This window comes from Algoriphagus persicinus, from assembly GCF_035156415.1.
Taxonomy (GTDB): domain Bacteria; phylum Bacteroidota; class Bacteroidia; order Cytophagales; family Cyclobacteriaceae; genus Algoriphagus; species Algoriphagus persicinus.
On the sequence record NZ_JAYEEY010000017.1, the window covers coordinates 43,761 to 60,509 of the forward strand.

Genomic DNA, 16,749 nt, shown 5'->3' on the forward strand with positions numbered 1-16,749 from the left:
CTTATGGGAAAGGACGTTTTTGAAAAGCTGTTTATCTTGAGCTACATTCCTACTTTTTATGAAAAAACCAGTACAATTAATTTTGGTTATATGTCTTTCACTAGTAGCAGTATTTTTTAGCTATGACGCCACAGCCCAAGGTATCAGGGGAAAAGTGAGGTCATCTGATGGTGAGCCTTTGGCATTTGCTTCGGTCTATATCCGTAATCTTGGTGATGGAGTGCCCACCAATGAGGAAGGGAATTATGAGTATAAGCTTCCGAAGGGGATTTACGATGTATTGGTCCAATATCTTGGTTACAAATCCCAGCTCGAAACTATCATTGTGACCGATGACTGGACGACAAAAGACTTTGTATTGGAGCCGCAGGAATATACACTTGCAGAGGTGGAGGTAAGGGCTGGGGCAGAAGATCCTGCACTGACCATCATGCGCAAAGCAATCGCTAAAGCCAAATATCATAGACTCCAGATCCAAAAATACAGCATGACAGTCTATCTGAAAGGAACAGGAAAATTGACAGATGCACCTTTTTTCTTGAGAAAAACCATAGAAAAAGAAGGACTCAAACTTAACGAGGCTTATACCTCTGAATCGGTATCGAGAATCACGTTTACACAGCCTAATAAAGTGGAGGAAAAAGTGATTTCTATCCGTACCAATGGAGATAATCAATCCACTTCGCCGGCTCCCTATATTCAAACCACTTTTTATCAAGAGAAAATCAATGGTATTATCTCACCACTTTCTCGCTCAGCATTTGTGTACTATAAGTTTAACTATGAGGGAAGTTTTTTTGATCAGAATGTATTAGTGAGTAAGATCAAAGTGACTCCCAGATCCCGAGGTGAGCAGGTCTTTGAAGGATTCATTTACATCATCGAAGATTTGTGGGCGATTCATAGTTTGAATCTGCAGACTTCCTTGCTTGGATTTCAGATTAAAGCCAAGCAGCAGTATGCCCCAGTGGCTGAGAATGTATGGATGCCGCTGACGCATACTTACGATTTTGGAGGGAAGATTTTTGGATTCGAAGGGAATTTCAAATACCTGGCCTCTACGCGTGAATATGAGATAGAGCTGAATCCAGATCTGGAAGTCGTACCTGAGATCATTGATGAGAAAGTACAGGAGGTACCTGAGGATGCGGTAGCTTTCGATAAGTCCATATCTGCTTTGGAACAGCTTGCCAAGGAAGAACCAAAAACACGAAAAGAGTATCGTAAACTGCTGAACGAATACGAGAAGGAATCTCTGAAAGAGCAAGAAGAACCAGATGTGATCCGTGAAAGCTATTATGAGGTAGATTCTTTGGCCAAAAAGTATGGTCAAACTTATTGGGATAGTGTTCGTCCAGTTCCGTTGACTGAAAGTGAGATACAGGGATACCAGCGGGATGATAGTTTGGCTACAGTGGAGGCGGCTAAGATGAGTGAGGTAGATTCTGTGGCTAAGAAGGCAAAGCGGAAATTGAAGCCGCTTGATTTTATGAATGGAGGGTCTTACAGTATGGGGAAAGGTGTTTCTATGGGGTTCAAGCAAAACTGGACCAAGATTTCATTTAATACTTTGGAGGGTTTCAAACTAGGAATGGGGCTTTTCTATAGAAAACAGTCATCAACCAAGTTGGCTGACAGTGTGAGCTTTCACCGTAAAAGTTTCAATATAGAGCCTGAGCTGCGGTATGGGTTTTCGAGTAATCGATTTTACGGGAAAGTGGATTTTCGATGGTCCAGTACTTTGCCGATCTCAGGAACTACTTTTGGTTTAAAAGCAGGAAGGTACATCTATCAATTCAACGGTGGAGAGCCTATCAATGAGCAGGTAAATGCGCTATATTCCTTGTTTTTCAGGCAAAATTACATGAAGCTTTATGAGCAGGATTTTGCGCAAGCATATTGGGCACATCGGGTCAATGGCGGGATTACTTATCGGGCAAATATGACCTATGCCCGTCGATCAGAGTTATTCAATACAAACAAGTATAGCTTCTACAATAAGTCTGGACGGGAGTACTCTTCCAACCTACCTGAGAATGTGGAAACTGATCCAGGTTCATTTAGCGATCATGATATTCTAAAATTGAACGCTGAACTGGAATGGCGGCCGGGGATAAAATATGGGATTAGAAATGGGCGTAAGTATCCGATTGCAGATCGATCTCCTTTGATCAAGTTGGCTTACAATAAAGCATTTGGCGGCATAAGTAGAGATGGATCTGCTGCGGATTTCGATCATGTAGAACTGAGTATTAAGCATAATTACACGTTTGGGGTCAGCGGTAAGCTGGATTTTAAGCTATCTGCAGGAACATTTCTGTCCAATGACCAAGTTTACTTTCCTGATTTTCAGCATTTCGGAGGGAATAGAACCATCTTTTCCAATTTCGGGCCAGCTTCGAATTATCGCTTTATGGATTATTATAAATACAGCACAAATTCAAAGTACTTGTCAGGGATAGTGCATTACCAGTTTAGGAAATTCCTTTTCACTCAACTTCCAATGCTCAGATTCTCCGGAGTAAGAGAGAATATTTTCTTCAATTATTTGAAGACAGACAATTCCCCGCAATACTGGGAAGTGGGGTATTCATTAGACAATTTGTTTAGAATCTTCCGAGTGGAAATGGGAGTTGGGTTCGAAAATACCGATTTCCTTAGGGGAGGGGTGAGATTTGGGGTTGCCACCTTTATCAATGTGAATATTGATAACTAGACAAAAAAATGGTGGCGGGTAGGAAGTTGGATGTGGTAAGTAATAGGCAGGAAGGGAGGGTCATATTAATTTCTCTTGACTTTTGCATCAAAGCAAGAGAGGAAGAGAATAGAGATAAGAGAAAACGCTAAAGGATGCACAAACGGAGATGAAAGTGCAAATTAAATCCGGCTTCTGGTGAAGTAGGATAACAATAGAAAAACCAGGCTTGAGACCGGGTTTTTCTTTGTCAAACTTTCATGATATCCACCTCTTTTTTTGCGAGAAGCTCATCTATTTTAGTAGAGAATTGATCGGTTAGTTTTTGTACGACTTCCTCTGCTCTTTTTATTTCATCTTCAGAAGCGCCATCTTTTTGTAGTTTTTTTAGCTCGTCATTGATGTCTTTGCGAACGGTTCTTAGGGATATTTTCCCCCCTTCACATTCATGCTTAGCTTGCTTCACCAAATTGATCCGTCTCTCTTCTGTAAGAGCGGGAATGGTAAGAACGATCACTTCTCCATTGTTTTGAGGGGCCAATCCAAGGTCTGAATTGATGATGGCTTTTTCGATCTCAGAAATCATTGATCGCTCAAAAGGCTTGATGGAAAGCGTCCGCGCATCAGGCGTATTTACAGAAGACACTTGGTTCAAGGGGGTGTTAGCGCCGTAATACTGAACCATAATACCGTCCAGAAGATTAGGCATTGCCTTACCGGCACGGATTTTCAGAAGTTCAGTAGCCGTATGAGCTACCGCTTTATGCATCAATTCTTTTGCTTCGTCAATGTATAATTCGATTTCTTCCATGGTGTATAAGCTTAAAGAGAAGTGATCAAAGTACCAATTTCTTCACCCTGTACCAATTTGCTGAGATTACCTGCCAGGTTCATATCAAATACGATGATGGGCAGGTTGTTTTCTTGGCAAAGCGTAAAGGCCGTCATATCCATGACGTTAAGGTTCTTTTCATAAACTTCTTGAAACGAAATAATTTTATATTTTGTGGCTGTAGAATCTTTTTCTGGATCGGCAGTATAGACACCATCCACTCTAGTCCCTTTCAATACGATATCAGCCTCTACTTCAATCGCTCTCAAACTTGCAGTGGAGTCAGTAGTAAAATATGGATTTCCAATCCCTGCCCCAAAGATTACAATACGCCCTTTTTCTAGGTGTCTTATGGCTCTTCTGCGGATAAAAGGTTCACATACACTTTCGATTTTGATACCGGACATTAAGCGAGTGTACATGCCACCTTGCTCAAGTGCACTTTGCAGCGCCATCGCATTGATCAAAGTTGCGAGCATCCCCATGTAGTCACCTTGAACCCTGTCGATCCCAGACTTTTCGGCTTGTACTCCTCTGAAAATATTGCCTCCTCCGATTACGATTGCAACTTCTACACCCATGTCCTGTACTTTTTTGATCTCCTGTGTGTATTGCTGAAGTCTAACAGGATCTATGCCGTAACTCTTTTCACCCATTAGCGATTCTCCACTGAGTTTGAGCAGTATTCTCTTGTATTTCATGTGTTTATAATTGTCTTTTAACGGTCACATGGAATCTCGCATGGTAGATAATCATCCCTCTGTGTGACGTTTGAGTCATGCTCGATTTCATGTGTTTATAATTGTTTTCTATTGGTCACATGGAATCTCGCAAAACGGAAAATTATCTCTCCATGTGTTGCCTGCAACTTGCTCGATTTCATGTGTTTGGTGTTGTTTTCAGAGGTTGTTTTACGCTATTGTCACGATTATTTGAGGCGAGTAATTCTCAGAGTAACGCTAAAAATAATTTAGCAAATTGACTGAAAAAAGATCGAACGAGGTCCGATTTGCGCAAAATAATCCGACAAATATAATTTCTTCAATTCATTATGCTAGGTTTAAAGGCTAAAATTGAATCAAGACTTGGTTTTTTTCTACACTTTGATGGAGAGCTACTTTTACAGCCTTAACGATACCATCTCCTGGAGATTTAAGAATGTTCTCCATTTTCATGGCTTCTAGGATCAGTACGACTTCTCCTTTTTTGACTTCATCACCCGGCTTTACTTTCAGTTCTAAAATTAGTCCTGGCATAGGAGCTTTTATTTCTTTCAAAGCCAGGGAAGCCATCTTGTTCATCCCCATTTGTTCCAAAAGTAGATCAAATCTATCTTTGAGCTGAAGCCTGCAGATTTTGTTTCCAAGTTTGAGTTGAACAGTTTTTGTTTCTGTATCTAGGGAAATCAATTCTGCTTCTATGGACTTGTTTTCATAAATCAGGTGAATTTTTCGATCAGAAATCCACTGAAGATCCCAGTTGATCGTTTTGCTATTTACTTGAATAGTATCATCGGATTTTTCTACCGAATAGCTCTTATTTTGGATGGTAACTGTAAACATTCCTGTTAATTTGATGCCGAATATACAATTTCCCAAATAACCGATTCTTTTTCATACGTTTTAAATATGAATCAATTGACAGTAAAACAGCCCAGCATTAGACGGAGTTTAGTTACAATTCCCATTATTTTTTTCCTCTTTTTAGCGTCCTCATGTAAGTCTACTCAAGGGCTTGAGGAAGATCAGTCTGAAAATCCAGCAAGTGCTAATGCTATAGAAAAAATGGATAGTACGGCAGTGAGAGCCCTTATTGCTGTCGAAGAACAGAAAATCTCTTCGTACCAGCCTTCAGCAAAAAAGGATTTCGATATCCTGCACACAGACTTGGACTTATCCTTTGACTATCAGAGGCAAGCAGTAATAGGAAAGGCCGAATTAACTATTAAACCATTTTTCTACCCAACTAATGAGCTTATTCTTGATGCTCAGAATTTTGAGTTTGGCGAACTATTTTTCACTCAAGATAATGAGCGAGAGTCCCTAAGATATGACTATGATGAAAAGAAAATCCACATTTATCTGCCGAGGGAATTAACAAAAGCCGACACATTTCAGATAAATTTTGATTATACGGCCTTTCCTGAGCGCAATGGTGGCGGTGGAAGCGAGGCTATTACGGACACCAAAGGACTTTATTTTATTGATCCGCTAGATACGGTGCCTGACAAACCGAGGATGATCTGGACTCAGGGTGAGACTGCCCATAATTCTAAGTGGTTCCCAACGATAGATACTCCAAACAATAAATTTACCCAGCTTATTAAATTGACTGTAGCAGATACTTTGGTGTCAGTAGGTAACGGTGAATTGGTCAAGCAGGAGACTTTAAGTGATGGGATGAGGAAGGATTTTTGGGAAATGAAGCTGCCTCATTCTGCTTATTTGGCTGCTTTTGCCATTGGAGATTTTGGAAAAGTAGAGGCTAAATGGGAGGACGTTCCCTTAGGGTACTATGTGGAGAAAGGCTACGAAAAGGGAGCAGAAAAAGTGTTTGAGAATACGCCTGAGATGATTGGTTTCTTTTCGGATTTACTTGGGGTACGGTATCCTTGGCCTAAATATGATCAGATCGTAGTGCGGGACTTTGTGTCTGGAGCTATGGAAAATACGACAGCTTCCATTTTTATGGAGGAATTGCGACTTACTGAGCGTGAAGCGATAGATTCCGAATGGGATTACATCATAGCTCATGAGCTTTTTCATCAGTGGTTTGGAGACTATGTGACCACCGAATCCTGGTCAAACCTTACGTTGAATGAAGGGCTTGCAAATTACAGCGAGTTCCTTTGGAATGAGTACAAATATGGAGCAGATCAGGCAAAGCTGAAGCTAATAGCAGAGACGGAAAATTATTTTCTGGAAGCGACGGCAAAGCAAGTAGACCTAATTCGTTTTGATTATGATGATGCTGAAGATATGTTTGATTCACATAGTTATTCCAAAGGAGGAGCCATCGTACACATGCTTCGAGAATACTTGGGAACGGAAGCATTTTATGCAGGATTAAACTATTATCTAACTGAGCATGCCTTTGAAAATGTAGAAGTAAATGATCTCCGGTTGGCATTCGAACGCATCAGCGGAGAGGATTTAAATTGGTTTTTCAATCAATGGTTTCTGGATAAAGGACATCCAGAGCTCTATTTTGATGTCGATTATTCCGACCCACAAAAAATCCTTATAGCCGTATCTCAGAGGCAAGATTTGGGTATAACCCCGCTTTATATGCTTCCATTAGAGGTGAGTTGGTATGAAGGAAAAGAAAGAAAAACTAAACGATTTATGATCACGGAGGTTTTTCAGCAAATTACTTTGGAGAATATAAATCCAATTAATCTGCTAATCATTGACGAGCAGAAGAATCTGCTGGCCAAAACATATATGGACATCAGTGCTGATCAAATGCGTCAACAATTTCAGGTGTCTAATTTTGGTATAGCTCGATATGAGGCTTTGGATAGTCTGGCGGCTTGGGATGCTTTGACAGAATTAGAATCCATTCTACCTGAGGCATTGGAGGATGAGTTCTGGGCTGTAAGAGAATCAGCATTGTCTATCCTCCAAGGGCATCCAGAATGGCTAGAAGACACTCCCGAATTAGCTCTAAAAATAGCTTATCTGGCAGAGAATGATGAAAGAAACTCTGTGAGGGCAGGAGCTATTGATGTGCTTTCCTCATTTTCTCCTGATGCTTATTATTCTACTTTTTTGAATTTAGCTAAAGACTCATCCTATTTGGTAGCCGGATCAGCATTGATGGGCTTAGTCAGTATAGAATCGCAAAAGATAACCCCCGCAGTGATAGAAGGCTATGCTCAGGAAAGGAACTTCCGCATGGTGATACCGGTGGCTGATTATTATATCACGAATAGTATAGCTGGAAAGGGAGAATGGTTTCTTCATCACGCACAGACTATTTCAGGGGAGGGCTTGTATTATTACTTGGGATATCTAAGTGAATATTTCATCCGTTTTCCGGAAGAAGGAGAAGCCGATGCCATTGACTATTTATTGGAAAAAATGAAGAATGATAAGAGAAGTTATATACGGCTGGGATCTTTTCAGGGATTACTGGGTTTTTCTGACGATCCAGAGATTTTGAAGAAAATAAATGAAGTAGCAGCCCAAGAAACGGAAAGTGAACTGATAATGTACTATCAATATTTTATGGAGGGACTAAAAAATGAAAATTAATGCCTTGATTTATAATTGTTTGGAAATAAAAACGTCAAAATCTCATCAAATTTGAAATGCAAGTTTTGAATGTTTAATAAAAGCCTATAATTTTGCCATCCGTTACGATAGAAAAGCCCGAGAAAAAGGCTAGAAAAGTAGCGCAAATCGGGGGAATACCAAAGCGGCCAACTGGGACGGACTGTAAATCCGTTGACTTAAGTCTTCACAGGTTCGAATCCTGTTTCCCCCACACCATTGCCAGAATGCGAAATTTTTTTCTAATTTTGCAGGGCGAAAAATAATCTGGATAAGACCAGGTTACGATGGAAGTAGCTCTCCAAGGTATTAATCGAAAGGTAAAGTACTTAGAGGTAGAGCGGCAGAGATGATTTCATCTCGAAAGATTACAAGCGGGAGTAGCTCAGTTGGTAGAGCGGCAGCCTTCCAAGCTGCAGGTCGCGGGTTCGAGCCTCGTCTCCCGCTCTTTGTTTTCGAGAGAAAGCATAAGAGTCTAAGCCGACGTAGCTCAGGGGTAGAGTACTTCCTTGGTAAGGAAGGGGTCAGGGGTTCAAATCCCCTCGTTGGCTCAATTCGGCTTAATAAGAAAAAAAAATTAAATATATCTTTAAACTTAAACTGAGGATTTTCACGCATGGCAAAAGCACAATTCGACCGTTCCAAGCCGCACGTTAATATCGGTACGATTGGTCACGTAGATCATGGAAAGACCACTTTGACTGCTGCCATCACTACCGTACTGGCTAGTAAGGGTCTATCTGAATTAAGAGACTTTTCTTCTATCGATAACGCACCGGAGGAAAAAGAAAGAGGTATCACCATTAACACCTCTCACGTAGAATATCAGACTGAAAACAGACACTACGCTCACGTAGATTGTCCAGGTCACGCTGATTACGTTAAGAACATGGTAACGGGTGCTGCCCAGATGGATGGCGCTATTCTAGTAGTAGCAGCTACTGATGGACCTATGCCTCAAACTAGAGAGCATATCCTATTAGCTCGCCAGGTAGGTGTACCTCAGCTAGTAGTATTTATGAACAAAGTAGATATGGTAGATGATCCCGAGCTTCTTGAGCTTGTGGAAATGGAAATCAGAGAACTACTTTCATTCTATGAATTCGACGGTGACAATATCCCAGTTATCGCTGGTTCGGCACTAGGTGCATTGAACGGCGAAGAAAAGTGGGTTAATACCGTAATGGAATTGATGAACGCGGTAGATTCTTTCATCCCTCTTCCAGAAAGAGCTATTGACAAAGACTTCTTGATGCCTGTAGAAGATGTATTCTCGATCACGGGCCGTGGTACAGTAGCTACTGGTAGAATCGAAAGAGGAATAGTAAACTCTGGAGAAGCAGTTGACATTATCGGTATGGGTGCTGAAGGACTTAAGTCTACAGTAACTGGGGTGGAGATGTTCCGTAAGATTCTTGACAGAGGAGAAGCAGGGGATAACGTAGGCCTATTGCTACGAGGTATTGAAAAGTCACAGATCAAACGTGGTATGATTATCTGTAAGCCAGGTTCTGTGAAGCCTCACTCTCACTTCAATGCTGAAGTTTATGTTCTTTCAAAAGAAGAAGGTGGACGTCACACGCCATTCTTCAACAAATACAGACCTCAGTTTTACCTTAGAACTACAGATGTAACTGGAGAGATCAAACTTCCAGAGAACGTAGAGATGGTAATGCCAGGAGATAACGTGACTATCGAAGTTTCTTTGCTTAATGCAGTTGCACTTGAGAAAGGTCTTCGTTTTGCGATCCGTGAAGGTGGTAGAACAGTAGGAGCTGGTCAAGTTACTGAAATCCTAGACTAATTTATCAAACACTGATTGACTATTTACACAATGCGATCTCAAATTATTTTGGGATCGCATTTGTTTCTTTAGTAATCAATACCTAATTTTGCGTTCCCATTAGCGGGACGTTCATTTACACGGGCATAGTTCAACGGCAGAATAGCGGTCTCCAAAACCGTTGATGGGAGTTCGAATCTCTCTGCCCGTGCCAGTAAGTTAAGTACACTATGAATCTAAAAAACTTTGTCCTGGAGTCATATGATGAAATGAAGAATAAGGTCACATGGCCAAAATTCTCTTTTCTTCAAAATAGTGCAGTATTGGTGTTAGTCGCCTCTCTGATTTTTGCCCTATTCATAGGGGTAGTGGATCTGGGATTCGAGAACATTATGACATGGTTTTATGATTTATTCTAATTGAATTGACATTACAGAATGGCTGAACATAAATGGTACGTACTCAGAGTAGTAGCGGGACAGGAGAAAAAAACTAAAACCTATCTGGATAATGAAATTACCAGACAGAAAATAGGTGATTTTATTCCTGAGGTCTTAATACCCTCTGAGAAAGTATATGAGATGCGTAACGGTAAAAAGCGTGTAAGAGAAAGAAACTTCTTTCCCGGCTACGTTTTAGTCAATGCGGATCTTTCCAATGGTGAGGCCAATCATGTAATTACAAGTATTCCGGGAGTAATCGGTTTCTTAGGATCTAACTCAGGTGGGGCTTCCAAAACCCCTGAGCCACTTCGTCAATCAGAAATCAACCGTATTTTAGGTAAGGTTGAAGAGATTGACGAGTTCGCAGAGAAGCTGGATACACCATTTATAGTCGGAGAGACGGTCAAAGTAATGGATGGTCCTTTCAGTGGATTCACCGGAATTATAGAGGAGATATTTGAGGAGAAGAAAAAACTTAATGTTATGGTTAAGATCTTCGGCCGGAATACTCCTGTTGAATTAAACTTTATACAAGTAGAAAAACAAGACTAAGCAATGGCTAAGGAAATCACTGGTTATTTAAAACTACAAGTGAAAGGTGGCCAGGCAAACCCGTCGCCTCCAGTAGGTCCAGCTCTTGGTTCCAAGGGTCTGAACATCATGGAGTTTTGTAAGCAGTACAATGCACGTACCCAAGAAAAAATGGGTCAAGTGCTTCCTGTATTGATTACAATCTACTCAGACAAGTCTTTTGACTTCGTAGTAAAAACTCCTCCTGCAGCAAACTTGTTGCTAGAGGCTGCGAAAATTAAAAGCGGATCTGCTGAACCAAACCGGAAAAAGGTGGGATCAGTAACCTGGGATCAGGTTAAGGAAATAGCGGAGGTTAAAATGCCTGACCTTAATGCTTTCAAAGTTGAGTCTGCTATGAAAATGGTAGCTGGTACAGCACGAAGCATGGGAATCACAGTATCTGGTAAAGCCCCTTGGGAAGTATAAATAAAAAACAATGGCTAAGTTAACAAAAAAGCAAAAAGAAGCTCTTTCTAAGTACGACCCAAGCCAAGTGTACTCCCTGGAGGCAGCTTCTACTATCGTGAAGGAAATTACTATGACGAAGTTTGACGCTTCTGTAGATCTTGACATCCGTTTGGGTGTAGATCCACGTAAAGCTGATCAAATGGTAAGGGGCGTTGTTGCGCTTCCTCATGGTACAGGCAAAGACATCAAAGTATTGGTGCTTTGTACTCCTGACAAAGTAGCAGAAGCAACCGAAGCAGGTGCAGATTACGCAGGCTTGGACGAATACATAGCTAAGATCGAGGGCGGATGGACTGACATTGATGTCATCATCACTATGCCAAATGTAATGGCGAAAGTAGGTAGATTGGGTAGAGTATTGGGGCCAAGAGGTCTCATGCCAAATCCTAAATCAGGAACTGTTACTCTGGATGTAGCTAAGGCAGTAAGAGAAGTAAAAGCGGGAAAAATTGATTTCAAAGTAGATAAGTTTGGAATTATTCACGCTGGTATTGGTAAGGCATCCTTCACTGCAGCGCAGATTGAAGAGAATGTACAAGAACTTATCCTTACTATTTCTAAGCTGAAGCCTTCTTCATCTAAAGGAACATATTTCAAGAGTATTCATTTATCCAGTACAATGTCTCCTGGGATTGCAGTGGACAAGGGTAGCATTCAAGGAATTTAATCATGACTAGAGACGAAAAGAAAGTAATAATCGACGGTCTTACTGAGAAATTTAAAGAAAACCCTTTCTTCTACATCACCGACGCTTCAGGTTTTTCTGTCGCTCAAGTGAATGCATTCAGAAGAGCTTGTTATGATAAGGGAGTGGAGTACAAAGTGTACAAAAACACCTTGATCAGCAAAGCACTGGAAAATTTAGATGCCGACTTCACGGAGTTGTCAGATAATGCATTGAAAGGATTCTCTGGAATTATTTTCTCAAAAGAGACGAGTAATCTTCCGGCAAATGTTTTGCTGGATTTCAGAAAAAAATCAGGTAAAAAAGCAACTAAGCCAGCATTTAAAGGCGCTTCTATCGATGCAGATATTTTCATCGGTGAAGAGAACCTGGAGATGCTATCTAAGTTGAAGTCAAAAGAGGAATTATTGGGCGATCTAATCAGCCTACTACAGTCTCCAGCGATGAATCTTATCTCAGCATTGCAAAGTGGCCAGAACAATATTACTGGTGTGCTTAAGACGCTTGCTGATAGAGAAGAAAAATAAGTTAAAAAAAATAATTCAAACAAATATTAAATTTCAAATACAATGGCAGATCTTACGCAACTTGCAGATCAGTTGGTAAACTTGACTGTAAAAGAGGTTAAAGAATTGACAGATATCCTTAAGGATCAGTATGGCATCGAGCCAGCTGCTGCAGGCGCAGTAGTTGTAGCAGGTGGTGCTGGTGCTGGTGAAGCTGCAGCTGAAGAAGAGAAAACGACTTTTGACGTGATCTTGAAAGCTGCTGGTGGATCTAAACTGGCAGTTGTTAAGCTTGTAAAAGAATTGACAGGTCTTGGTCTTAAAGAGGCTAAAGAACTAGTTGACTCTGCTCCTAAAGCATTGAAAGAAGGTGTAGCTAAGGACGAAGCTGAAGGCTTGAAGAAGTCTTTGGAAGAAGCTGGTGCTGAAGTAGAGATCAAATAATTTGCTGAACCGTAACTATTAGGTTAGGGTTCACACCTAAGACCTGACTATTTAAGTCAGGTCTTTTCCTGTTTATGCACAGGTTTAAAAATGTATTATTCTAAGCGAAAATTGTATTTTATCGCTATCATATAGTTCACCATAAACATACACTACCTTGGCTATCAAGAATCAAACCGAAAGGAAAAGTTTCTCCTCCATTAAGGTGGTCAAAAGCTATCCGGATTTTCTCGATATTCAGTTGCAGTCTTTCAAAGACTTTTTCCAACTGGATACTCCTGCAGAAAAGCGCCGGGCAGACGGTCTATTTAAAGTATTCGCAGAAAACTTCCCAATCAGTGATTCTAGAGAGAATTTTACTCTTGAGTTTATTGATTATGCAGTTGATCCCCCAAAATATTCTGTGGGCGAATGCATTGATCGTGGCTTGACCTACTCTGTACCGTTGAAAGCAAAGTTAAGATTACTTTGCCATGACGAGGATAATGAAGATTTCGAAACGATTGAGCAAGAAGTATTCTTAGGTAATCTTCCGTATATGACCGAGAAAGGGTCATTTGTAATTAATGGTGCAGAACGAGTTATTGTTTCACAACTTCACCGTTCACCAGGTGTGTTCTTTGCCCAAAGCAAGCATACCAATGGTACGAAACTTTACTCCGCCAGAATTATTCCTTTCAAAGGATCATGGATTGAATTTGCTACTGATATTAATAATGTCATGTATGCTTATATCGATCGTAAGAAGAAGTTCCCTGTTACTACCTTGCTAAGATCTATTGGCTATGGCTCTGATAAAGATATTCTCGACTTGTTCGGTCTATCTGAGGAAGTCAATGCCACTAAGTCAGCGATGAAGAAAGTAGCTGGGCGTAAGCTAGCTGCAAGGGTTCTAAGAACTTGGGTAGAAGATTTCGTAGATGAAGATACAGGTGAAGTAGTTTCCATCGACCGAAATGAGGTATTGCTAGAACGTGATACCGTTCTTTCAGACGAAGACATTGAAATGATCTTGGATTCAGGCTCGAAAAGCATCATTCTTCATAGAGAAGATGTAAACGTGGCTGATTACTCTATCATCTATAATACTTTACAAAAAGATAGTTCTAACTCTGAAAAAGAAGCAGTAGAAGTTATCTATCGTCAGCTTAGAAATACAGAAGCTCCGGATGAGTCAACAGCTCGTGAGGTGATTCATAGTTTATTCTTCTCTGACAAGCGTTATGATCTAGGTGAAGTTGGTCGCTATAGAATCAATAAAAAACTGGGTCTTGACATCGATTCTGAGAAAATAGTCCTTACTAAGGAAGATATTATCAACATCGTAAAATACCTGATTGGTCTTATCAACTCTAAAGCTGTGGTCGATGATATTGATCACTTAAGCAATAGAAGAGTAAGAACCGTAGGCGAACAGCTTTATAGCCAGTTCGGTGTAGGTTTGGCCAGAATGGCAAGAACGATCCGTGAGCGAATGAACGTTCGAGACAATGAAGACTTTAAACCAGTCGATTTGATCAACGCACGTACACTTTCCTCAGTGATCAATTCCTTCTTTGGAACGAACCAGCTTTCTCAGTTTATGGATCAAACAAATCCGTTGGCGGAGTTAACTCACAAGAGAAGACTTTCAGCTTTGGGTCCAGGAGGTCTTTCTAGAGAAAGAGCAGGTTTTGAGGTTCGAGATGTTCACTATACGCATTACGGTCGTCTTTGTACTATCGAAACACCAGAAGGTCCAAACATTGGTTTGATTTCTTCTCTTTGTGTTCATGCTAAAGTGAACTCAATGGGCTTCCTTGAAACTCCTTACCGAAAGGTGAAAGAGGGTAAAGTAAGCATGAAAGCAGAGGATATTCTGTTCCTGACTGCTGAAGAAGAAGATAATCATAACATTGCACAGGCTAATGCTCCATTGGACGAGTCTGGGAAGTTTATCAATGAAAAAGTAAAAGCAAGATTCGAAGGGGACTTCCCAGTATTGTCACCTTCTGAAATCAGCTATATGGACGTTGCTCCCAATCAGATTGTATCTGTCGCGGCATCTTTGATTCCATTCTTGGAGCATGATGATGCGAACCGTGCATTGATGGGATCCAACATGCAGCGTCAAGCAGTTCCTTTATTGAAAGCTGAAGCACCTATTGTAGGTACAGGGTTGGAAGCAAAGGCAGCTGTGGATTCTAGATCGCTGATCATTGCGGAATCAAATGGTGTTGTTGATTATGTAGATGCTAGGAAAATCGTCATCAAATACGACCTGACTGATGATGAGCTCATGGTTAATTTCACGGATGAATTCAAATCGTATAATTTAATTAAGTTTAGAAGAACTAACCAAGATACTACAATCAACCTTACTCCTTTGGTGCTGAAAGGCCAAAAAGTGAAAAAAGGTCAGGTGTTAGTGGAAGGCTACTCTACTAATAACGGTGAGCTGGCTCTAGGCAAAAACTTGAAAGTGGCATACATGCCTTGGCAAGGATATAACTTTGAGGATGCAATCGTAATCTCCGAGAGAGTAGTACGAGAAGATGTCTTTACTTCTATTCACGTTGAGGAATTCCAGTTGGAAGTTCGTGATACGAAGAGAGGCGAGGAAGAATTGACTTCTGAAATTCCTAATGTCTCTGAAGAGGCAGTTAAAAATCTTGATGAACATGGTATCATTGCGATCGGAGCAGAAGTAAAAGAAGGCGATATCATTATCGGTAAGATCACCCCTAAAGGCGAAACTGATCCGACTCCCGAAGAGAAATTACTAAGAGCTATCTTTGGTGATAAAGCCGGTGATGTGAAAGATGCGTCGTTAAAAGCTTCTCCATCTTTGAATGGGGTAGTAATTGAGACAAAACTGTTTGCCAGACCTAAGAAAGACAAAGACATAAGAGCAAAGTCTAAAGCCGAGGTTGAAAAACTGAAAGGCAGGTACTCTAAAGATCTATTGGCTATCAGAGCCCGAATGATCAATAAGATGGTGACCATCCTAGACGGTAAAACTTCTCAAGGCGTTAAGCATAAATTTGGAGATGAAATCATCACCAAAGGACAGAAGTTTAATGCGAAAAACATTGAAAACAACCTATTCCCGGCTAAGAATCCTTACAGGGATGAGAGTAACTACAATGTGCCTGAAGAAGCAAATCTTATCTCTGATATCGTTCTTGATGACTGGACAAATGATGCTCATGTAAATGAGTTGATCCTTCATCTAGTGAAAAACTTCATTAACTCAAGAAACGAGATCAGTGGTACTTTCAAGAGAGAAAGATTCACTCTTGAAGTAGGTGATGAGCTTCCTGCTGGTATCGTTCAACTTGCCAAAGTGTACATTGCCAAAAAGCGAAAGCTTAAAGTAGGTGATAAGATGGCAGGGCGTCACGGTAACAAAGGAATCGTAGCAAGAATCGTGAGAGACGAGGATATGCCATTCCTTGAGGATGGAACCCCAATGGATATCGTATTGAATCCACTAGGTGTACCTTCTCGTATGAACATCGGACAGATTTTCGAAACTGTATTGGCTTGGGCTGGACAGAAACTGGATAAGAAATATGCAACTCCAATCTTTGACGGCGCCTCTATGGAAGAAGTAGCCCATGAATTGGAATTGGCAGGCTTACCAGCTTATGGTCGTACTTATCTATACGATGGTCTTTCGGGTGTGAAGTTCGATCAGCCAATTACTGTAGGTATTTCATACATGCTGAAACTTGGTCACTTGGTAGACGATAAGATGCACGCACGTTCAATCGGTCCATACTCATTGATTACGCAGCAGCCATTGGGCGGTAAAGCTCAGTTTGGTGGTCAGCGTTTCGGAGAAATGGAAGTTTGGGCACTAGAGGCATTCGGTGCATCACACGTACTGCAGGAAATCCTGACAGTGAAGTCTGATGACGTAATCGGAAGAGCAAAAGCTTACGAAGCGATTGTGAAAGGTGAAAACCTTCCTAAGCCTAATATTCCTGAATCATTCAATGTATTGGTTCATGAGTTGAGAGGTTTGGCTCTTGAAATTACCCTAGATTAATAAAGCGAATGGG

13 protein-coding genes and 4 tRNA genes are annotated in these 16,749 nt (G+C 40.9%); 14 read left to right on the forward strand and 3 right to left on the reverse strand.

What is annotated here, in order from left to right:
• The first annotated feature begins 58 nt into the window (after nt 1-58).
• Entirely contained in the window at nt 59-2,716 is a 2,658-nt protein-coding gene (locus U3A58_RS14045; protein ID WP_323824329.1) for a DUF5686 and carboxypeptidase regulatory-like domain-containing protein, read from the forward strand.
• Nucleotides 2,717-2,945: 229 nt separating this feature from the next.
• Here the strand turns inward: U3A58_RS14045 and frr are convergent, their stop codons facing one another.
• The 3 genes from frr to U3A58_RS14060 all read right to left on the reverse strand — a co-directional run bounded on the left by frr (nt 2,946) and on the right by U3A58_RS14060 (nt 5,089).
• The gene (gene frr / locus U3A58_RS14050; RefSeq protein WP_323824331.1) at nt 2,946-3,506 is read right to left on the reverse strand and encodes a ribosome recycling factor; all 561 of its coding nucleotides are present in this window, start codon (nt 3,504-3,506) and stop codon (nt 2,946-2,948) included.
• An 11-nt stretch (nt 3,507-3,517) separates the two neighbouring features.
• Nucleotides 3,518-4,228 (reverse strand): UMP kinase, encoded by a 711-nt coding sequence (gene pyrH / locus U3A58_RS14055; RefSeq protein ID WP_323824333.1) that lies wholly within the window; start codon nt 4,226-4,228, stop codon nt 3,518-3,520.
• 366 nt (nt 4,229-4,594) lie between these two features.
• Nucleotides 4,595-5,089 carry an acyl-CoA carboxylase biotin carboxyl carrier protein subunit gene (locus U3A58_RS14060; protein ID WP_323824335.1) on the reverse strand — a complete coding sequence of 165 codons (495 nt, stop codon included), beginning with the start codon at nt 5,087-5,089 and terminating at the stop codon, nt 4,595-4,597.
• A gap of 66 nt (nt 5,090-5,155) precedes the next feature.
• Here U3A58_RS14060 and U3A58_RS14065 point away from each other — a divergent pair, with 66 nt between their 5' ends.
• From U3A58_RS14065 to rpoB, 13 genes are all read left to right on the forward strand, one after another.
• Nucleotides 5,156-7,783: a M1 family metallopeptidase gene (locus tag U3A58_RS14065; protein WP_323824337.1), complete on the forward strand. Its 2,628-nt coding sequence runs from the start codon at nt 5,156-5,158 to the stop codon at nt 7,781-7,783.
• A gap of 149 nt (nt 7,784-7,932) precedes the next feature.
• Nucleotides 7,933-8,015: transfer RNA gene (locus tag U3A58_RS14070), tRNA-Tyr, on the forward strand.
• Between the two features lie 160 nt (nt 8,016-8,175).
• Nucleotides 8,176-8,248: transfer RNA gene (locus tag U3A58_RS14075), tRNA-Gly, on the forward strand.
• Nucleotides 8,249-8,280: 32 nt separating this feature from the next.
• A tRNA-Thr gene (locus tag U3A58_RS14080) sits at nt 8,281-8,352 on the forward strand.
• A gap of 65 nt (nt 8,353-8,417) precedes the next feature.
• The gene (gene tuf, locus U3A58_RS14085) at nt 8,418-9,605 is read left to right on the forward strand and encodes an elongation factor Tu (protein WP_323824339.1); all 1,188 of its coding nucleotides are present in this window, start codon (nt 8,418-8,420) and stop codon (nt 9,603-9,605) included.
• Nucleotides 9,606-9,724: 119 nt separating this feature from the next.
• Nucleotides 9,725-9,798 (forward strand) — tRNA-Trp (locus tag U3A58_RS14090).
• A gap of 16 nt (nt 9,799-9,814) precedes the next feature.
• On the forward strand, nt 9,815-10,003 hold the full coding sequence (secE, locus tag U3A58_RS14095) for a preprotein translocase subunit SecE (RefSeq protein ID WP_026966270.1): 189 nt from the start codon (nt 9,815-9,817) through the stop codon (nt 10,001-10,003).
• Between the two features lie 18 nt (nt 10,004-10,021).
• Complete coding sequence (gene nusG, locus U3A58_RS14100) at nt 10,022-10,579, forward strand: transcription termination/antitermination protein NusG (protein ID WP_323824341.1); 558 nt, start codon at nt 10,022-10,024, stop codon at nt 10,577-10,579.
• Nucleotides 10,580-10,582: 3 nt separating this feature from the next.
• A complete protein-coding gene (rplK, locus tag U3A58_RS14105) occupies nt 10,583-11,026 on the forward strand; it encodes a 50S ribosomal protein L11 (protein WP_310108536.1) in 444 nt (147 codons plus the stop codon).
• Nucleotides 11,027-11,036: 10 nt separating this feature from the next.
• On the forward strand, nt 11,037-11,735 hold the full coding sequence (gene rplA, locus U3A58_RS14110; RefSeq protein ID WP_323824343.1) for a 50S ribosomal protein L1: 699 nt from the start codon (nt 11,037-11,039) through the stop codon (nt 11,733-11,735).
• Nucleotides 11,736-11,737: 2 nt separating this feature from the next.
• Nucleotides 11,738-12,280, forward strand: coding sequence for a 50S ribosomal protein L10 (gene rplJ, locus U3A58_RS14115; RefSeq protein ID WP_323824345.1), 543 nt, complete (start codon nt 11,738-11,740; stop codon nt 12,278-12,280).
• A 42-nt stretch (nt 12,281-12,322) separates the two neighbouring features.
• Entirely contained in the window at nt 12,323-12,703 is a 381-nt protein-coding gene (rplL, locus tag U3A58_RS14120; RefSeq protein WP_092894643.1) for a 50S ribosomal protein L7/L12, read from the forward strand.
• Between the two features lie 157 nt (nt 12,704-12,860).
• Nucleotides 12,861-16,736, forward strand: coding sequence for a DNA-directed RNA polymerase subunit beta (rpoB, locus tag U3A58_RS14125; protein WP_323824347.1), 3,876 nt, complete (start codon nt 12,861-12,863; stop codon nt 16,734-16,736).
• Nucleotides 16,737-16,749 lie beyond the last annotated feature (13 nt).

Coding starts and splice junctions, on each gene's coding strand:
- U3A58_RS14045 (WP_323824329.1), top strand. CDS start 59: ATGAAAAAACCAGTACAATTAATTTTGGTTATATGTCTTTCACTAGTA.
- frr (WP_323824331.1), bottom strand. CDS start 3,506: ATGGAAGAAATCGAATTATACATTGACGAAGCAAAAGAATTGATGCAT.
- pyrH (WP_323824333.1), bottom strand. CDS start 4,228: ATGAAATACAAGAGAATACTGCTCAAACTCAGTGGAGAATCGCTAATG.
- U3A58_RS14060 (WP_323824335.1), bottom strand. CDS start 5,089: ATGTTTACAGTTACCATCCAAAATAAGAGCTATTCGGTAGAAAAATCC.
- U3A58_RS14065 (WP_323824337.1), top strand. CDS start 5,156: ATGAATCAATTGACAGTAAAACAGCCCAGCATTAGACGGAGTTTAGTT.
- tuf (WP_323824339.1), top strand. CDS start 8,418: ATGGCAAAAGCACAATTCGACCGTTCCAAGCCGCACGTTAATATCGGT.
- secE (WP_026966270.1), top strand. CDS start 9,815: ATGAATCTAAAAAACTTTGTCCTGGAGTCATATGATGAAATGAAGAAT.
- nusG (WP_323824341.1), top strand. CDS start 10,022: ATGGCTGAACATAAATGGTACGTACTCAGAGTAGTAGCGGGACAGGAG.
- rplK (WP_310108536.1), top strand. CDS start 10,583: ATGGCTAAGGAAATCACTGGTTATTTAAAACTACAAGTGAAAGGTGGC.
- rplA (WP_323824343.1), top strand. CDS start 11,037: ATGGCTAAGTTAACAAAAAAGCAAAAAGAAGCTCTTTCTAAGTACGAC.
- rplJ (WP_323824345.1), top strand. CDS start 11,738: ATGACTAGAGACGAAAAGAAAGTAATAATCGACGGTCTTACTGAGAAA.
- rplL (WP_092894643.1), top strand. CDS start 12,323: ATGGCAGATCTTACGCAACTTGCAGATCAGTTGGTAAACTTGACTGTA.